Source organism: Pseudomonas sp. ERMR1:02, assembly GCF_002277815.1.
Taxonomy (GTDB): domain Bacteria; phylum Pseudomonadota; class Gammaproteobacteria; order Pseudomonadales; family Pseudomonadaceae; genus Aquipseudomonas.
The window spans coordinates 168,240-182,965 of the sequence record NZ_NKJI01000003.1; the positions used below are offsets into that span (position 1 = coordinate 168,240).

The window sequence follows — 14,726 nt, forward strand, 5'->3', positions numbered from 1 at the left end:
GATCCAGTCATTGTAATGGTCTGTGTCCAAGGTAGCGGGCCATGATCGGGTTATATGCCACCGTCTCGTCATGCAGGACTTCTCCGCCAACCAGCAAATTGTCCGCGTGCTCCACGCTTACACTTCTGTAGTCACCCTGATGTCCATCAACGATGACCACGCCTTCTGTGCCGAATGTCCTGTCGAGTTCTCCTGTACTCAAAAAGCGAATGAGCACGGGGTGTCGTTTGTCATCGCTTGGGAAGCATCGCCCGGTAACGACAATGTGTTGTCGCGAGTCGATTGCCATTGCCAAAGGCGTGACATCAAGGTCCTTGAGTCTGTGCAACACCGGTTTCCCATTGCCGAATTTCCGGTCCGGCGTTCCCTTGCTCGTCAGTTTGAGCAGCATCAGTTGTTGGTCGAGTTTGCCAATCGCCAGAGCACCCGGTGTGATGCTGTCTGCAGGAACAAGCATCAAGGCATGGATGTTCGCGGCGGGGTCATCCAGCACATAGATGCCGTTATTGCCGAATCTGCGATCTGGCGTGCCATTCATATGTAAACGTCCGATAACCGTCGGGCCCTCGTCAGTTGAGCTTCGACCGGCATATATGATCTTTCCGTCGGGCTGCTGGCTCAATGCGCTGAGCTTCAGTGGGGCATTGCCATGGGTCAATTTGAGGAACCCCAGGCGGTTGAAGTACCGATTGAGAAAGCCATTGAGATTGAGCGACACCAGATAAGAAACGCCGGGTTCGTCCTCTGAACCGAATCGATAAAAATGAAAGATGACGGTGTGGTTTATGCTGCGATATAGGGGGCCGATTCCTGGCGTACTCGTGGGGGCTGTAAAATTGCTCGCCTCTTTGGTGCCTGCCGAATCGTCACTGGTTTGGGACTCAAGGAGGTCAATGGCATCGACAATGAGTTTGCCGCTTCGGTTAAAGCTCAGGTCGGGCTGTCCAATATCATCATAGCGCGCTGCGGCGGGGTAAAATTTGCGGTTGCGACTGTTGTATACGGAACCTGTGACCATTATTTTCTTCTGGTCGCGACCGACGGTATAGACGTTATCCGCCAAGGATTGAAGCTCGCTTATCTCGGAAAAACCGTCCAGCACAACACCGTTCTTACCGAAAGAGCTGTCGATATGACCGGCGCTGTCCAGGCGCGTCAGGCCGTAGTCATTGTCCGATCGAAACATAAAAAGTGTATTTAACGCGCCCATCTGGCAGTGGTCTGCCCCATAGCACTCTTGAGGCAGATGTACCTGGCCACTCTGGCCAAAGGAAGTGTCTAACGACCCAGGCCTTTCTGCGGCTCTTGTTTTTGGCGTGGTTGACAGGTTGCGGGTGATAGGTGTTGGCATTTCTATTCCGTTGGACCGAGGGTTGGTTCAAGGGAAAATACGCAGGTATTCTCAACGTCGATACTGTCAAAGTTGACAGTTCGATAAACCGAATAGTAATAAAAACCCCGTCGTTATAAGCGACGGGGCTTCGGTTTCGGACCTGTGACAGTTAGACCATAGGATCGCCAACATGCAGGATTTTCATGCCGTTGGTACCGCCGGTGGTGTGGTAGCTGTCGCCCTTGGTCAGGATGACATAGTCGCCTTTTTGCACCACGCCACGTTTGACCAACTCATCGATCGCCGCCTGGCTGACTTCGTTCGGGGCCAGGGAGGCCGGGTCGAACGGAATGGTGTACACACCACGGAACATCGCCGCGCGGGCCTGGGCTTCGCGGTGTGGAGTGAACGCGTAGATCGGCACCGAGGAACGGATGCGCGACATGATCAGTGGGGTATAGCCACTTTCGGTCAACGCGATGATCGCCTTCACACCCGGGAAGTGGTTGGCCGTGTACATGGTGGCCAGGGCGATGCTCTCGTCACAGCGCTGGAATTCCTTTCCGATGCGGTGGCTGGAGGTCTTGCTGGTCGGGTGTTTCTCTGCGCCGACGCAGATACGCGCCATCGCTTGCACCGCTTCAAGCGGATACAGGCCAGCAGCACTTTCTGCCGAGAGCATCACGGCGTCGGTGTAGTCGAGCACGGCGTTGGCCACGTCGGACACTTCGGCGCGGGTCGGCATCGGGTTCTGGATCATCGACTCCATCATCTGGGTCGCCACGATCACAGCCTTGTTGTGGCGGCGTGCGTGCAGAATGATTTTCTTCTGGATGCCCACCAGCTCTGCATCGCCGATTTCCACGCCCAGGTCACCACGGGCAACCATGACGGCGTCGGAGGCATTGATCAGCGCGTCGAGGGTGTCGTCGTCGGCGACGGCTTCGGCGCGTTCGATCTTCGCCACCAGCCAGGCAGTGCCGCCAGCCTCGTCGCGTAGTTGACGGGCGTATTCCATGTCGGCGGCATCACGCGGGAAGGACACAGCGAGGTAGTCGACTTCCATTTCCGCAGCGAGCTTGATGTCGGCCTTGTCTTTTTCAGTCAGGGCCGGAGCCGTCAGGCCGCCGCCGCGACGGTTGATGCCTTTGTGGTCCGACAGCGGACCGCCGATGATCACGGTGCAATTGAGTTCGGTGGCGGTGGCAGTTTCAACGCGCATTACCACGCGGCCGTCGTCGAGCAGCAGCTCGTCGCCCACGCCGCAGTCCTTGACCAGATCCGGGTAGTCGATGCCGACCACTTGCTGGTTGCCTTCGGTCAGAGGATGGCTGGTGGAGAAGGTGAATTGATCACCGATCTTCAGCTCGATCTTCTTGTTGGCGAATTTGGCGATACGGATTTTCGGGCCTTGCAGGTCACCCAGCAGGGCGACGAAGCGGCCGTGCTTGGCGGCCAGGTCACGCACCAGCTTCGCGCGAGCCTTGTGCTCGTCGGGGGTGCCGTGGGAGAAGTTCAGGCGGGCGACGTCCAGGCCAGCCAGAATCAGCTGTTCGAGAACTTCCGGCGAGTTACTGGCCGGGCCAAGGGTAGCGACGATTTTGGTACGACGGACGGACATGCAAAGACTCCTGAGTTCAAGCGCTGAGTGAGGCTACTATGGTCCGAAGTTGTAGTCATTGTTCGTTTGCACTACTTATTCGTTTCTTTTTCGAATTGAACATCCCTGAAACCTTGTAGGAGCACAGCTTGCTGGCGATGGCGTATTTGAGATCGCCTTCGCCAGCAAGCTGTGCTCCTACAGGGCATCTTCCTCGCCACTCGGGCGCCGTTTGGACTGAAGATTTTTCATCCCGGGTCGATACAGCGTTCAAGACAGGAGATTCCCTATGCGATTCGTGCTCATTGCCGCCCTTGCCCTTAGTGTCGTAAGCGTCGCGGGCTGCACCCGATTTTCGATGGACCATCATTTGAACAATGCCTACAGCGCCTATGACCGGGGCAATTGCGAGCAGGTCATGCTCGAGTTGTCCAAGGTCGAGCGCGCAAGTCGCGCGCGGCCTTATGTGTGGCCGGAAGTGTCGATGATGCGCGGTCAGTGCCTTGAACGGCAGAAAATGTTTATCGATGCCGCCCAGACCTATCAATTCATCATCGCCTCGTATCCGCAAAGCGAATACGCCTACCGCGCTCGCGCCCGCCTGGAAACATTGCAGAGTCTGGGCCACTATCCGACCCGCAGTGCCGCGGCGGTGCATCCAACACAGTTCTGATGGCAGCTATTATCATTTGGCTGGCCGACCGGTGGTGGTGAGCTATAGTCGAATAAACCGGTTTAGAGCCTTGTTTCTAAACTGACGCAACACCTGTGATCGGCAGGAGTAAGCGACAGCGGTTGATGGACTGTCGCACCGGGATCGGGGAGAGTGGGCCGCTTATGCCTGGGTATCAGCAGGCGGGCCTGTTCCGAAGCATTAGTGCGGCCCTGCTTAAGGGCCTTGCGTAGCGAATTCAGCATGTTCACTGACCGCCGGATCGAGCGGCATCAACTGCCGTATTTTCTGAAAGTGTTCAACAGCGTCACTGACAAACCCATCGGCTTTCTGGGTAACGTGTCCGAAGATGGGCTGATGCTCATCAGCCAGTTGCCGATGATGATCGGCGCGGACTTCGATTTGCGCCTGAAAATCCCCGCCAGCGATGGGTGCCAGCAGGTCATCGATCTGCTGGCGTGTTGCCTGTGGTGCCATGAAGACGAAACTCCCGGCACTATGACGCCGGGTTCAGCCTGCAACGGGCACCGCCGGAGTATGGGCAACTGGTGGAGGCGTTGAGGCAGTACTTCAGTTTTCAGACATTGCCCGCGTCTGCCTGAGCACAAATCGTGTGCCAGATGATGTCCTGTAGGAGCCGGCTTGCTGGCGATGGCGTCCGTGAAATCGCCATCGCCAGCAAGCCGGCTCCTACATAGTTATGTCGCGCAAGATCAAACACTGCCGCTGCGCTTCCAGCTCAAGTACTGCGTCACCAGTTGCGTGCCCAATTCCCCGGGCCGTGCATCCAGTACCGGAACGCCATGAGCGCCTAACCGCTCATGCAGTTCAGCCCGTGCATTCAAGTAATCCACCGTGCCGCAATAGGTCAATGCCTCGGGCAAGGTCTGTACCGGTGTTTCCCGCAAATTGTCGAGCACGTCCTCGCGCAGGCTGGCGACCAGCACCCGATGCTGTTTGCTCAGGCGTTTGATGGCAGTCAGCAGTTCTTCATCGTCTTCATCGCGCAGGTTGGTCATGAGCACCACCAGCGCCCGGCGTTTTTGTCGGGCGAGCAGTTGTGTAATGGCCGCTTGATAATCGGCGCTGCGTTGGCTGCTATTCAGGTCGTAGACCGTGTTGAGCAGGACATTGAGTTGCCCGCTGCCTTTGACCGGGGCGAGGTAGCGCGGGTGATCGCTGGCAAAGGTGCAGAGGCCGACCGCATCGCCCTGGCGTAACCCGACGTAGCTCAGCAGCAGGCAGGCATTGAGTGCATGATCGAAATGCGCCAGTTCTCCATCCTGGCTGCGCATGCGGCGCCCGCAGTCGAGCATGAAAATGATTTGTTGGTCGCGTTCGTCCTGATACTCCCGGGCAATCGGCGTACGTTGACGGGCTGTGGCTTTCCAGTCGATTTGCCGCAGGCTGTCGCCTTCGCGAAACTCGCGCAGTTGAAGAAACTCAAGCCCCAAGCCGCGGCGTTGATGTTGGCGTACGCCGAGCTGGCTAAGCCAGTTATCCACAGCCAGGAGTTGGCCGCCGTAGAGGCGGGCGAAGTCGGGATAGACACGCGTTTGGTCATTCACGCTCAGCAAGCGTTTGTCGGACCACAGGCCCAGTGGACCTGGCAGGTTGACTTCGCAATGTTCGAAACTGAAGTGACCGCGTTTGAGCGGACGCAGGCGATAACTGCTCAAGCTGCGTTGGCCGGGCTGTAACTGGATTGACAGTGGCAGGCTGTCGAAGCTCAGGCCGTCCGGCACATGGTCGAAAAGTCGCAAGGTCTGCGGTTGTGAAAATCATGCTCAAGCTCAAGCCGTACTTCACTCCAGTGACCCAGCGCCAGGCTGCCGGGCATGTGCCGTTGCAGCCGGGGAGAGGGCAGGTGTTTGAGGCGGACCGCATCGATTATCGCCAGGGTGAGCAGCGCCAGAAGCAGACCCCAACTGATCCGCGACAGGTACGAAGGCAGCGCAAAATCCAGCGCCTGCAAAGCGCCCAGCACGATGCCGATGACCAGCAGCACGCAGAGCCAGAGCAACAACAGGCGGGTGGGTTTCACAGGCGCGGCGCCGGTACTTGATCGAGCAGCTGCCGCAATACGCTATCCACCTCCAGTCCTTCGATATCCAGCTCCGGCGCAATGCGCACGCGGTGACGCAGCACCGCCAGCGCGCAGCCTTTTATGTCATCCGGAATCACAAATTCGCCACCACGCAACAAGGCCCGCGCCCTTGCGCAACGCACCAGGGCGATCGAGGCGCGGGGCCCGGCACCGAGGGTCAGGCCCGGCCAGCTGCGGGTAGTGCGGGCCAGGCGTACGGCGTAATCCAGAACTTGCTCATCCAGCGGCAGGTCACTGGCGATGCGTTGCAAGGCCAGCACATCCTTGGCCTGCAAAACCGTGCGCAGCGGCTGCACGTCGAGCATGTCGGCGCGGGTTGAGCGACTGACCTGGCGGACCATATTCAACTCCTGCTCGGCGTCGGGGTAATCCATGCGTACCTTGAGCATGAAACGATCCAGCTCGGCTTCCGGCAGTGGATAGGTGCCTTCCTGTTCGATGGGGTTTTGCGTGGCCAACACCATGAACGGTTGCGCGATGGGCAGTGCGCGGCCTTCAAGGGTGACTTGCCGCTCCTGCATGGCTTCGAGCAATGCGGCCTGGGTTTTCGCCGGGGCGCGGTTGATCTCGTCGGCCAGCAACAGGTTGGTGAACAGCGGACCCTTGCGCAGTTTGAATTGCTCGGTCTGCAAGTCGTACACCGCATGTCCGGTGACGTCGCTGGGCATCAGGTCCGGGGTGAACTGGATGCGCGCGAATTCGCCACCGAAGCAGCGTGCCAGCGCCCGTACCAGCAAGGTCTTGCCCAGCCCCGGCACACCTTCGAGCAACACGTGGCCACCGGCAATGAGTGCCGTGAGCACGTCGTCGATAACGCTGTTCTGGCCGATAACGGCCTTTTGCAGTTCGCCACGCATGGCTTGAGCCAACTGGCTGGCGCGTTGGCGTTGCGCAGCGGCATGACTGGAGGCGTCGGGCTCGATCGCTTCACTCATAAGGCGTTCCTCAAGGTTTGCAGATGGGCGACTTGACGGCTGAATTCAGCGCTGGAAAGCCGTTGCTTCGGTCGCGGGGTCATGGCGTGGCTGATGGCGCGTGTGGGTTGGCCGGTCAGGCGTGCAAGCACCAGCCATTGGTCGGTGACGCCGAGTTGGTCAAAGCCGGGATGACGATGGCGAACACGGCGCAGAATGTCTTGCTGCAGTGCTTGCAGCAGGCTCTGCTGACCGTTGCGGCGTAACATGAAGTCGGCACTGGCGCGCAGGTGCTCCTGGAGTTGCCGGCGTGCTTTCGGGGCAGGTTCCTGCAATGGTCCGTGGCGCACTCCGAAATGCCAGAAAACCAGGCCGATCAGGGCAATCAAGGCGATCAGTGCCTGGGGAAAATAGCGCAGCAATAAAGTCCACAGGTTGTCGTGATCGGTGTCGTACAACAGGGTGACGCTGGTGTCCGCAGTCAGATACCACAGCAGCCAGGCGTTGTCGTACTCGTCGATGGCCGGGTTTTTCCACAGGTCGGCGTCGGTTACCACGATGATTGAACCGAGCCCGTGGTTGAGCTGCATCATGTGCGTGGCCTTGGCGCTGTTGGCCCAGGCCTGGGCGAGGTTTTTCGGGTCTTCGAGATGGAACGCGGTATCGAAGCTGGCATAGGCCGGCGCGTCTTCGTTTTCCAGATACAGCTTGGTCAGTTTCGGATAGGGGTCATTGTCGCTGCCGTGTTCATTGTCGGGCGGATCCTTGAGGTTTTTGCTCAAGGATTGATGCAGCTGTACCCGGTCGAGCAGCAGGTCATTGCTCTGCCCGGTCTTTTCATCCCACAACGACTGGGCGACAAATAACAGCCGCCCACCGGCCCGGGTCCAGTTCAGCACTTGATCAATCTGCCGGGGCGTCATGTTGTAGCGATCCCCGAGCAACAACAGGCTGTGCTGATGCGGCTCCAAGCTGGGCAGGATGTCCAGGCTGTTGGAATGGCTGACGGCCAGGCCCTGTTGGCGCAGGAAATGTTCGGCGGCCAGGTAGGGATTGGCTTGGGCCTCGGGCGAGGGGCCGTGATCGATTTCAGCCGGGTAGGGCGTGGCTTTGAGGTACAGATAGACACTCAGCGTTCCCAGCAGCACGGCAATCAAGACACCGAGCATCGCCGGCCATGCGGGCCGGCTCAACGGCGTGCTCCGGGGCCGAACAACACACGCCAGCCGTCACACAGTTCCTGCTGCAAATGGGCCGGGGGCAAGCGATGCCCGTAGGCCATGTTCTGCCAGTGCCGAGTCAGATTTTGGCTGAAAACCAGCAAGGCCGGTTGTTGCAGTTGCTCGACGCGTTCCAGCACCTGGCCTTCGGTGTCGGCGGCTTTCAGCGCAACGTCGAAGTCGTGCAGCAAGTGGCTGAGCAGGGCGCGATAGAGCAATCCGAGCGCTTCCCGTGGTTGGTTTTGCCAGAGGCTTTCGGCGCTGGCGGCGATGTCGGCGGGCAAGGTTTCGCGGTTGAGGTCCAGGCCGAACGCCTGTTGCGGCATCGCTCGCGCGGCTTTTTTGCCAGGGTTTGGGCGACGACTGACGAAGGTCTGTAACCAGTCACGGTAACGCCAGATCAACAGGCCGATGGCTGCGATCAGGGTGCCCCAGAGCAAGGCCTCGATCAGGTTGGCCACTGCGCCGAAGGGCTGGCTGTCAAACAGCTCGAATAATGCCTTCAACCATTGCGGTGTCCTGCCGTCGTCCGGGGTGTGGGCGTTGGCGTTGTCCTCGCCGAATCGATAACGAGTGACCTTTTCCTTATTCTTGAATGGCGGCTGATCGAGGACTGCCTTGATACTGTCCCGGGACGCCTGACTGGTCAGTGTCTGTTCCAGCAACCGCGGGCTATCGGGTGTAACGACCGGCTCGGCGGCCCAAACGCTTTGGGTGGCCGGCATCAGCACAATCACTGCCAGCAATAACGCGCCGGCTGCGCTGCTCAAGCGCTGGCGCAAGCGGCGGAACACCAGTTCGATGTCCCAAGCCTCCAGCACCGTACGCCGGTTCAGATAAAGACTGAAGCCGCAGGCCACGTAGATCGGTTCCCAAACCACCAGCACCAGGGCGTAAAAGGCGTTGGTTAGGTGTTCCAGCCAGCGCCAGTCCTGGGTGGCGGCGGTCATCAGTGACTGCCAGCTCCAGTCCAGGGCCACCTGTTGCGGCAGGAGCAGGTAGAACAACACCATCAGACCGATCCATAGTGCGGTTTCCAGGTGCACGCCAATCAACGTCAGCCATCGCGCCGCGCTGGCGTCGCGTTGCAACAACACTTGCAAACGCTGCTGTCGCGCTTCACCACTCAGGCCCTCGAGCTGTACCACCGGCAGCAGAAAGCTACGACTCAGGCTCAGCCGGCGCCAGGTCAGGCTGACCAGCAGTTGTGGCTTGAGCAGTCGCGGCCATTGGTAAAGGGCTTGTTTGAGTGTGGGTGTTTCACCAAACATGGCCTTGGACAGGATGTACAACGGCAGGCGTTCGAACGCCGGTTTCAGCCACCAGAAGATGAACACCGCGAGGGAGGGCGACTCCCACAGCACCCAGGTCAGCAGTGTAAAAACCGGCAAAGTCACCATGGCCCAACTGGTCATCAGCAGGCGCCGGTGGCGCTGGCTCAATAGTACCCCGAGGTCCATGGCTTCCCAGGTGGGGCGCGGGCGGATCACCACGCTGGCGTCACTCAGGCGCATGGCGAACCCGTCCGGCGAACAGCAGATAAATCGCGACCATCAGCCAGAGCGCAACGCCGACCAGGTATTTGGTCATGGGCGTCGGTGCCGTCATCGACGACCAGTAGGCTTCAATAAACGCTGCAATCAGCAGAAACAACATGACCCCGCAAATCAGCAGCACACTCTTGCGCGCCGCCAGGCGCAAGGCCTCGGTACGGGGCAGGCGTCCCGGTGCAATCAATGCCCAACCCAGTTGCAGGCCGGCGGCTCCGGCCAGTGCAATGGCGGTCAGCTCAAAAGCGCCATGGCCGATCACGAAAGACCAGAACGTTTGCCCGTAACCGATATGCGTCAGATGTCCGGCCACCGCGCCGATTGTCATGCCGTTGAAGAACAGGAAAAACGCACTGCCCAGGCCAAACAGCAAACCGCTGGCGAAGGTCTGAAAGGCGATCCCGATGTTATGCATGATGTAGTAGCCGAACATCACCCAGTCCTCACTGGCCGCCCGCTCCGCCGAGCGCCCCAGATGACCGGCGTCGGGGTCATACATGCTTTGCATTTCGCTGACCTGCTCGGCGGGGATCAGGTTGTAGATCAGGTCCGGAAACAGAAAAACCAGCAATGCGATGCCGATCAGGCTGCCGAAAAACATCAGGCTGGCGGCGAGCACGAAACGCCACTGTTCGCGCACCAGTCGGGGGAAATCCGCGAGGATGAAAGCCAGCACATTGGCGCCCAGTCGGCTGCGATGACGATACAGCTGTTGATGCCCGCGCAGGACTTGCTGCTGCAACGAATCGATAAGGAAACTGCTGTAACCGCGTTCCCGTGCCAGTGCCAGGTGTTGGCAGACACGCCGATAATCGCCGGGAAAACTGTCGACCCCCTTGGCGTTCCTGTTCCTCTCCAGGCTCTCCAGCAGGCCGTCGAACTGCTCCCATTCGGCCATGTGCCGCTGTTCGAAAAGACTTTGATTCATACCGGCCCCAACAGGCCGCGGGCGATGCCATTGAGTTCGGCCACAGCCTGTGGCGCTGGAACCTGCAACGGCTGTGCAAGGATCGATGCCAATTCATGGACTCTCGCATCGGAGAGTTCAGCTTGGCGTTCGGCGAACCCGAGGATGGCGCGTTGCTCGATCAGTGTCAGGGCAAAAGCCGGGCGACGCGGTTGGGCAGGCGGGAGCTGCGGTCGGGTGAGTGGCTGTTCGCGGTAGATCACCAGCGAACCGGCGGCGATGTCGCCGAGGCGCTTGAAGGCGGGATGTTGCAGGCAACTGATGGCGCCGAGGAAGTAACCAAACGGCAGCAAATCGACAAAACGCAAAAGGTTTCGCAGCAGCGACGCGGACCAGCCAATGGGTGTGCCGTCGTCCTGCACCACGCGCAAACCCATCCACTGCTTACCCGGTGAGCGACCCTGGTTGAGAACTTCGAACAGCACCATGTACCACCAGCTGACGCCGAAGATCAGCAGCGAACCGAGCCCGGCGCCGAGTTTGCCCAGCATCGCCAGGACAATGAACAGCAGGCCGAGGATCAGTCCGCGCAGCGCCAGGTCGATGGAGAACGCCAACGCACGAACCATCAGCCCGGCCGGGCGCAGGGACAAATCGATGCCTTCCGGCGTTTCGACCTGGTACCGCGTATCCAGTGGCGGTGACAGCGTCGCTTTCCTTGGCAGTGCTGCAGTCTCGAGCATGGGCAACCTGATGATGTGGCCTGATCGGGATTGTCTCGTCATTCCGATGCTAGCAGCCTCGCCGGAGAAAACGACATAACTATGTATTGCACGGTAAATAACCAGAACTGATTGAATGACAAGATTGCTGGCCGGAGCAGGACGTGAACGCCTAGACTTCGCCGATCATCAGTTCAGGATTAGCCCGTGACCTCCATCTTCTGGTACGACTATGAAACGACGGGTATCAATCCCCGTTGCGATCGCCCACTGCAAATGGCGGGGCTGCGTACTGACTTCGATCTCAATGAAATAGACGAACCGGTCAACCTTTATTGCCAGCCCAGTGACGACATCCTGCCGCACCCGGCGGCCTGTGCAATCACTGGTATTACGCCTGGCCGTTTATCCGAATCAGGTCTGAGCGAAGCCGATTTCATGACCCGTGTGCATGCTCAACTGGCAACTCCCGGTACCTGCGGCGCGGGTTATAACACCTTGCGTTTCGATGACGAGATGACCCGCTACAGCCTGTACCGCAACTTTTTCGACCCTTATGCACGGGAGTGGCAGGGCGGGAACAGCCGCTGGGATCTGATCGATGTGGTGCGTGCCGCGTATGCCTTGCGTCCTGACGGAATCATTTGGCCGACGGACGATGAGGGACGGGTGACGCTCAAGCTCGAACGCCTGACTGCCGCCAACGCTATCGATCACGGCAATGCCCACGAGGCGCTGTCGGACGTTCGCGCCACCATCGCCCTGGCGCGTTTGATCCGGGAAAAGCAGCCGAAGCTGTATGACTGGCTATTTCAATTGCGCAGCAAACAAAAGGTGCTGGATCAGATTCGCCTGTTGCAACCGATTGTGCATGTGTCCGGGCGTTTTTCCGCGGCGCGCAATTACGTCGGCGTGGTATTGCCTCTGGCATGGCACCCACGCAACAAGAACGCATTGATTGTCTGTGACCTGCACCTCGATCCGCAGGGTTTGCTTGATCTGGATGCCGAAACCTTGCGCCAGCGCTTGTACACGCGCCGCGATGATTTGGCCGAGGGCGAGTTGCCGGTGCCGCTCAAGCTTATTCACATCAATAAATGCCCGGTGGTGGCGCCGTTGTCGGTACTTCGCACGGAAGATCAGCAGCGTCTCGGGCTTGATATGGCGCTGTATCAGCAGCGCGCACTGCGGCTAAGTGTCGCGCAGAAAGTTTGGCAAGATAAAGTTCTGGGGATTTATGCCCGCGAGGATTTTTCCGCCAGCCAGGACCCGGAACAACAGTTATACGACGGTTTTATTGGTGACCGTGACCGGCGGCTATGCGAACAAGTCCGCACGGTCGATCCGGCGCAACTGGCGCAAGAGCAATGGCCTTTCGATGATGAACGCTTGCCTGAATTATTGTTTCGATATCGCGCACGTAACTTTCACGAAACGTTGAGTTTCGAAGAGCAAGAGCGCTGGCGAATATTCTGTCAGAAACGTTTGTCAGACCCGGAGTGGGGAGCGCCCAATACCCTGGAAAGTTTTGTAGAGGTCGCAGCCCAATTGAGCCTTACTGCAACATCGTTTCAGCAAGAGGTGCTCAATGAGTGGCAGGAATATGTACAGGGATTACGCAAGCGCTTGAATCTTTGAATTCGAAAATGCCCGGGGGCGAACTCCGGGCATAAAAAAACGCCAGCGTTATACTGGCGTTATTTTTTGTCACGAATCTAACTATGACAAGATTTGCGACAAGCTTGGCAGCTTAGCCCAACAGGGTAGCCCAGCCTTCAACCACATCACCGCCCCACTTGGCTTTCCACTCTTTCAGAGTCTTGTGGTTGCCACCTTTGGTTTCGATGACTTCGCCGTTGTGCGGGTTTTTGTATTGTTTAACTTTGCGAGCACGCTTGGTGCCGGTAGTTTTACGGCGCCGCCGCGTGGTGCCTTGGTTTTGGATTCTGGATCCAACAAAGCGATGATGTCACGCAGGGACTTGGAGTATTCGCCCATCAGGGTGCGCAGTTTGCCTTCGAATTCCAGCTCGGTTTGCAGTTTGTCGTCTTGGGACAGGTTCTTCAAACGGGCTTGCAGCTCTTTGATAGCTTCTTCGGTGGCGCGATATTCGTTGATCAAGGACATGATTACTACCTTATGTAGAAAGCAGGATGGCAGGGGACAGTGCGGCAATAATAGTCAGGGTGTTTCATCAAGTAAACATTAAACCGGAGTTTATTTAATTTAATTACGATGAATTCGACCCGCATTGGTTGTGCATTTAAATAGTTCGTAGCTGCGTCACAGGTATTCACAATTGATTGCTGCGTAGATGGCAAACAACACTGCCAAGGCGCGGGCCTGGAGCGCGGACAGAGCCTGCGTCGCGGGCATCAGGCTAGGCGCTGCGTGATCAATACTGCAGTTTTGCTGCGTAATCGCTAGAATGGCGGCCTTTGCGAAGTTCTGGAGTTTCCCCCTCATGCGCACTTTTCGGCTGGTGATTTCTTGCCCGGACCGCGTCGGCATCGTTGCTAAAGTCAGTAACTTTCTGGCATCACATAACGGCTGGATCACTGAAGCGAGCCATCACTCAGACAACCTCAGTGGCTGGTTCTTCATGCGTCACGAGATTCGTGCCGACTCGCTGCCGTTCGGTATCGAAGCCTTGCGCGAAGCGTTTGCGCCGATCGCCGAAGAGTTTTCGATGGACTGGCGCATCACCGATACCGCGCAGAAAAAGCGCGTGGTGCTGATGGCCAGTCGCGAGTCCCACTGCCTCGCCGACTTGTTGCATCGCTGGCACAGCGATGAACTGGACTGTGAAATCGCCTGCGTGATTTCCAACCATGACGACTTGCGCAGCATGGTCGAATGGCATGGCATTCCGTACTACCACGTGCCAGTCAATCCGCAGGACAAGGAACCGGCATTCGCTGAGGTTTCGCGCCTGGTTAAACAGCACGATGCCGAAGTGGTCGTACTGGCCCGTTACATGCAAATTCTGCCGCCTGAGTTGTGCCGCGAATATGCGCATAAAGTCATCAACATTCACCACAGCTTCCTGCCATCCTTCGTCGGCGCCAAGCCGTACCATCAGGCGTCCTTGCGCGGTGTGAAGTTGATCGGTGCGACCTGCCACTATGTGACCGAAGAGCTGGACGCCGGTCCGATCATCGAGCAGGACGTGGTGCGCGTCAGCCACAGTGACAGCATCGAAGACATGGTGCGTTTCGGTCGTGACGTCGAGAAGATGGTGCTGGCCCGCGGTCTGCGTTATCACCTGGAAGACCGGGTACTGGTACACGGCAACAAAACCGTGGTGTTCTGACGACGCCAGTGATCTTTCCCACGCTCTGCGTGGGAATGCATCCCGTGACGCTCCGCGTCACAGCTTCAACAGCGGACGCAGAGCGTCCATGGCGGCATTCCCACGCAGAGCGTGGGAACGATCTGTATCTCGGTAAAGAGAGGAAGTCAGCATGGCCGATCCACTCGAAAAAGCCACCTCCAGGGCGCCTGCCTCGTTGGGCGAGGGCTGCTTGAGCCGATACGACCCCGATGACATGAGCCCGGAAGATGGCACCGAGTTTCCGGGGGCCGCTGAGCTGTGGGAGAAATTGCAGGACCAGTCCGACGATAAGTCCGAAGACCCCAACCTGTAGGAGCCGGCCTGCTGGCGATAGGCCCCCGAGGCCTGCATTGGTCTTCAGACCGC

Annotated in this window: 11 protein-coding genes and 3 pseudogenes; 5 read left to right on the plus strand and 9 right to left on the minus strand. The window is 58.5% G+C overall.

Features of this window, described 5'->3' with window-relative positions; all coding sequences use genetic code 11:
* Nucleotides 1–7: 7 nt before the first annotated feature.
* Both CES87_RS06820 and pyk read right to left on the minus strand, forming a co-directional pair.
* A complete protein-coding gene (locus tag CES87_RS06820) occupies nt 8–1,351 on the minus strand; it encodes a hypothetical protein (protein WP_128605520.1) in 1,344 nt (447 codons plus the stop codon).
* 151 nt (nt 1,352–1,502) lie between these two features.
* Nucleotides 1,503–2,954 (minus strand): pyruvate kinase, encoded by a 1,452-nt coding sequence (gene pyk / locus CES87_RS06825; protein ID WP_128605521.1) that lies wholly within the window; start codon nt 2,952–2,954, stop codon nt 1,503–1,505.
* Between the two features lie 268 nt (nt 2,955–3,222).
* Between pyk and CES87_RS06830 the strand changes: the two genes are divergently transcribed.
* Nucleotides 3,223–3,606, plus strand: a complete 384-nt coding sequence (locus CES87_RS06830; protein WP_128605522.1) for a tol-pal system YbgF family protein — start codon at nt 3,223–3,225, stop codon at nt 3,604–3,606.
* Nucleotides 3,607–3,849: 243 nt separating this feature from the next.
* Nucleotides 3,850–4,208, plus strand: a pseudogene (locus CES87_RS06835) (PilZ domain-containing protein).
* A gap of 111 nt (nt 4,209–4,319) precedes the next feature.
* On the opposite strand, the pseudogene CES87_RS06840 reads toward CES87_RS06835, so the two are convergent.
* The 6 genes and pseudogenes from CES87_RS06840 to CES87_RS06865 all read right to left on the minus strand — a co-directional run bounded on the left by CES87_RS06840 (nt 4,320) and on the right by CES87_RS06865 (nt 11,047).
* Nucleotides 4,320–5,650 (minus strand): annotated as a pseudogene (locus CES87_RS06840) (DUF58 domain-containing protein).
* Nucleotides 5,647–6,648, minus strand: a complete 1,002-nt coding sequence (locus tag CES87_RS06845) for a MoxR family ATPase (RefSeq protein ID WP_128605523.1) — start codon at nt 6,646–6,648, stop codon at nt 5,647–5,649. The pseudogene CES87_RS06840 and the gene CES87_RS06845 overlap by 4 nt, the downstream one beginning before the upstream one ends.
* Nucleotides 6,645–7,796 carry a DUF4350 domain-containing protein gene (locus CES87_RS06850; RefSeq protein WP_371858185.1) on the minus strand — a complete coding sequence of 384 codons (1,152 nt, stop codon included), beginning with the start codon at nt 7,794–7,796 and terminating at the stop codon, nt 6,645–6,647. The genes CES87_RS06845 and CES87_RS06850 overlap by 4 nt, the downstream gene beginning before the upstream one ends.
* Before the next feature lie 20 nt (nt 7,797–7,816).
* Nucleotides 7,817–9,361 (minus strand): DUF4129 domain-containing protein, encoded by a 1,545-nt coding sequence (locus CES87_RS06855; RefSeq protein WP_128605525.1) that lies wholly within the window; start codon nt 9,359–9,361, stop codon nt 7,817–7,819.
* The gene (locus CES87_RS06860) at nt 9,348–10,325 is read right to left on the minus strand and encodes a stage II sporulation protein M (RefSeq protein ID WP_128605526.1); all 978 of its coding nucleotides are present in this window, start codon (nt 10,323–10,325) and stop codon (nt 9,348–9,350) included. The genes CES87_RS06855 and CES87_RS06860 overlap by 14 nt, the downstream gene beginning before the upstream one ends.
* Nucleotides 10,322–11,047: an RDD family protein gene (locus tag CES87_RS06865; protein ID WP_128605527.1), complete on the minus strand. Its 726-nt coding sequence runs from the start codon at nt 11,045–11,047 to the stop codon at nt 10,322–10,324. The genes CES87_RS06860 and CES87_RS06865 overlap by 4 nt, the downstream gene beginning before the upstream one ends.
* 186 nt (nt 11,048–11,233) lie before the next feature.
* Between CES87_RS06865 and sbcB the strand changes: the two genes are divergently transcribed.
* Entirely contained in the window at nt 11,234–12,664 is a 1,431-nt protein-coding gene (sbcB, locus tag CES87_RS06870) for an exodeoxyribonuclease I (protein WP_128605528.1), read from the plus strand.
* A gap of 112 nt (nt 12,665–12,776) precedes the next feature.
* Here sbcB and mvaT read toward each other — a convergent pair.
* Nucleotides 12,777–13,153 (minus strand): annotated as a pseudogene (gene mvaT / locus CES87_RS06875) (histone-like nucleoid-structuring protein MvaT).
* 337 nt (nt 13,154–13,490) lie between these two features.
* Between mvaT and purU the strand changes: the two are divergent.
* Nucleotides 13,491–14,339: a formyltetrahydrofolate deformylase gene (gene purU, locus CES87_RS06885; protein ID WP_128605530.1), complete on the plus strand. Its 849-nt coding sequence runs from the start codon at nt 13,491–13,493 to the stop codon at nt 14,337–14,339.
* 151 nt (nt 14,340–14,490) lie between these two features.
* Nucleotides 14,491–14,673: a hypothetical protein gene (locus CES87_RS06895; RefSeq protein ID WP_128605532.1), complete on the plus strand. Its 183-nt coding sequence runs from the start codon at nt 14,491–14,493 to the stop codon at nt 14,671–14,673.
* The last annotated feature ends 53 nt before the right edge of the window (nt 14,674–14,726 follow it).

Excerpts from the sequence above, each read along its gene's own strand:
- CES87_RS06820 (WP_128605520.1), bottom strand. The coding sequence starts at position 1,351 with ATGCCAACACCTATCACCCGCAACCTGTCAACCACGCCAAAAACAAGA.
- pyk (WP_128605521.1), bottom strand. The coding sequence starts at position 2,954 with ATGTCCGTCCGTCGTACCAAAATCGTCGCTACCCTTGGCCCGGCCAGT.
- CES87_RS06830 (WP_128605522.1), top strand. The coding sequence starts at position 3,223 with ATGCGATTCGTGCTCATTGCCGCCCTTGCCCTTAGTGTCGTAAGCGTC.
- CES87_RS06845 (WP_128605523.1), bottom strand. The coding sequence starts at position 6,648 with ATGAGTGAAGCGATCGAGCCCGACGCCTCCAGTCATGCCGCTGCGCAA.
- CES87_RS06850 (WP_371858185.1), bottom strand. The coding sequence starts at position 7,796 with ATGCTCGGTGTCTTGATTGCCGTGCTGCTGGGAACGCTGAGTGTCTAT.
- CES87_RS06855 (WP_128605525.1), bottom strand. The coding sequence starts at position 9,361 with ATGCGCCTGAGTGACGCCAGCGTGGTGATCCGCCCGCGCCCCACCTGG.
- CES87_RS06860 (WP_128605526.1), bottom strand. The coding sequence starts at position 10,325 with ATGAATCAAAGTCTTTTCGAACAGCGGCACATGGCCGAATGGGAGCAG.
- CES87_RS06865 (WP_128605527.1), bottom strand. The coding sequence starts at position 11,047 with ATGCTCGAGACTGCAGCACTGCCAAGGAAAGCGACGCTGTCACCGCCA.
- purU (WP_128605530.1), top strand. The coding sequence starts at position 13,491 with ATGCGCACTTTTCGGCTGGTGATTTCTTGCCCGGACCGCGTCGGCATC.
- CES87_RS06895 (WP_128605532.1), top strand. The coding sequence starts at position 14,491 with ATGGCCGATCCACTCGAAAAAGCCACCTCCAGGGCGCCTGCCTCGTTG.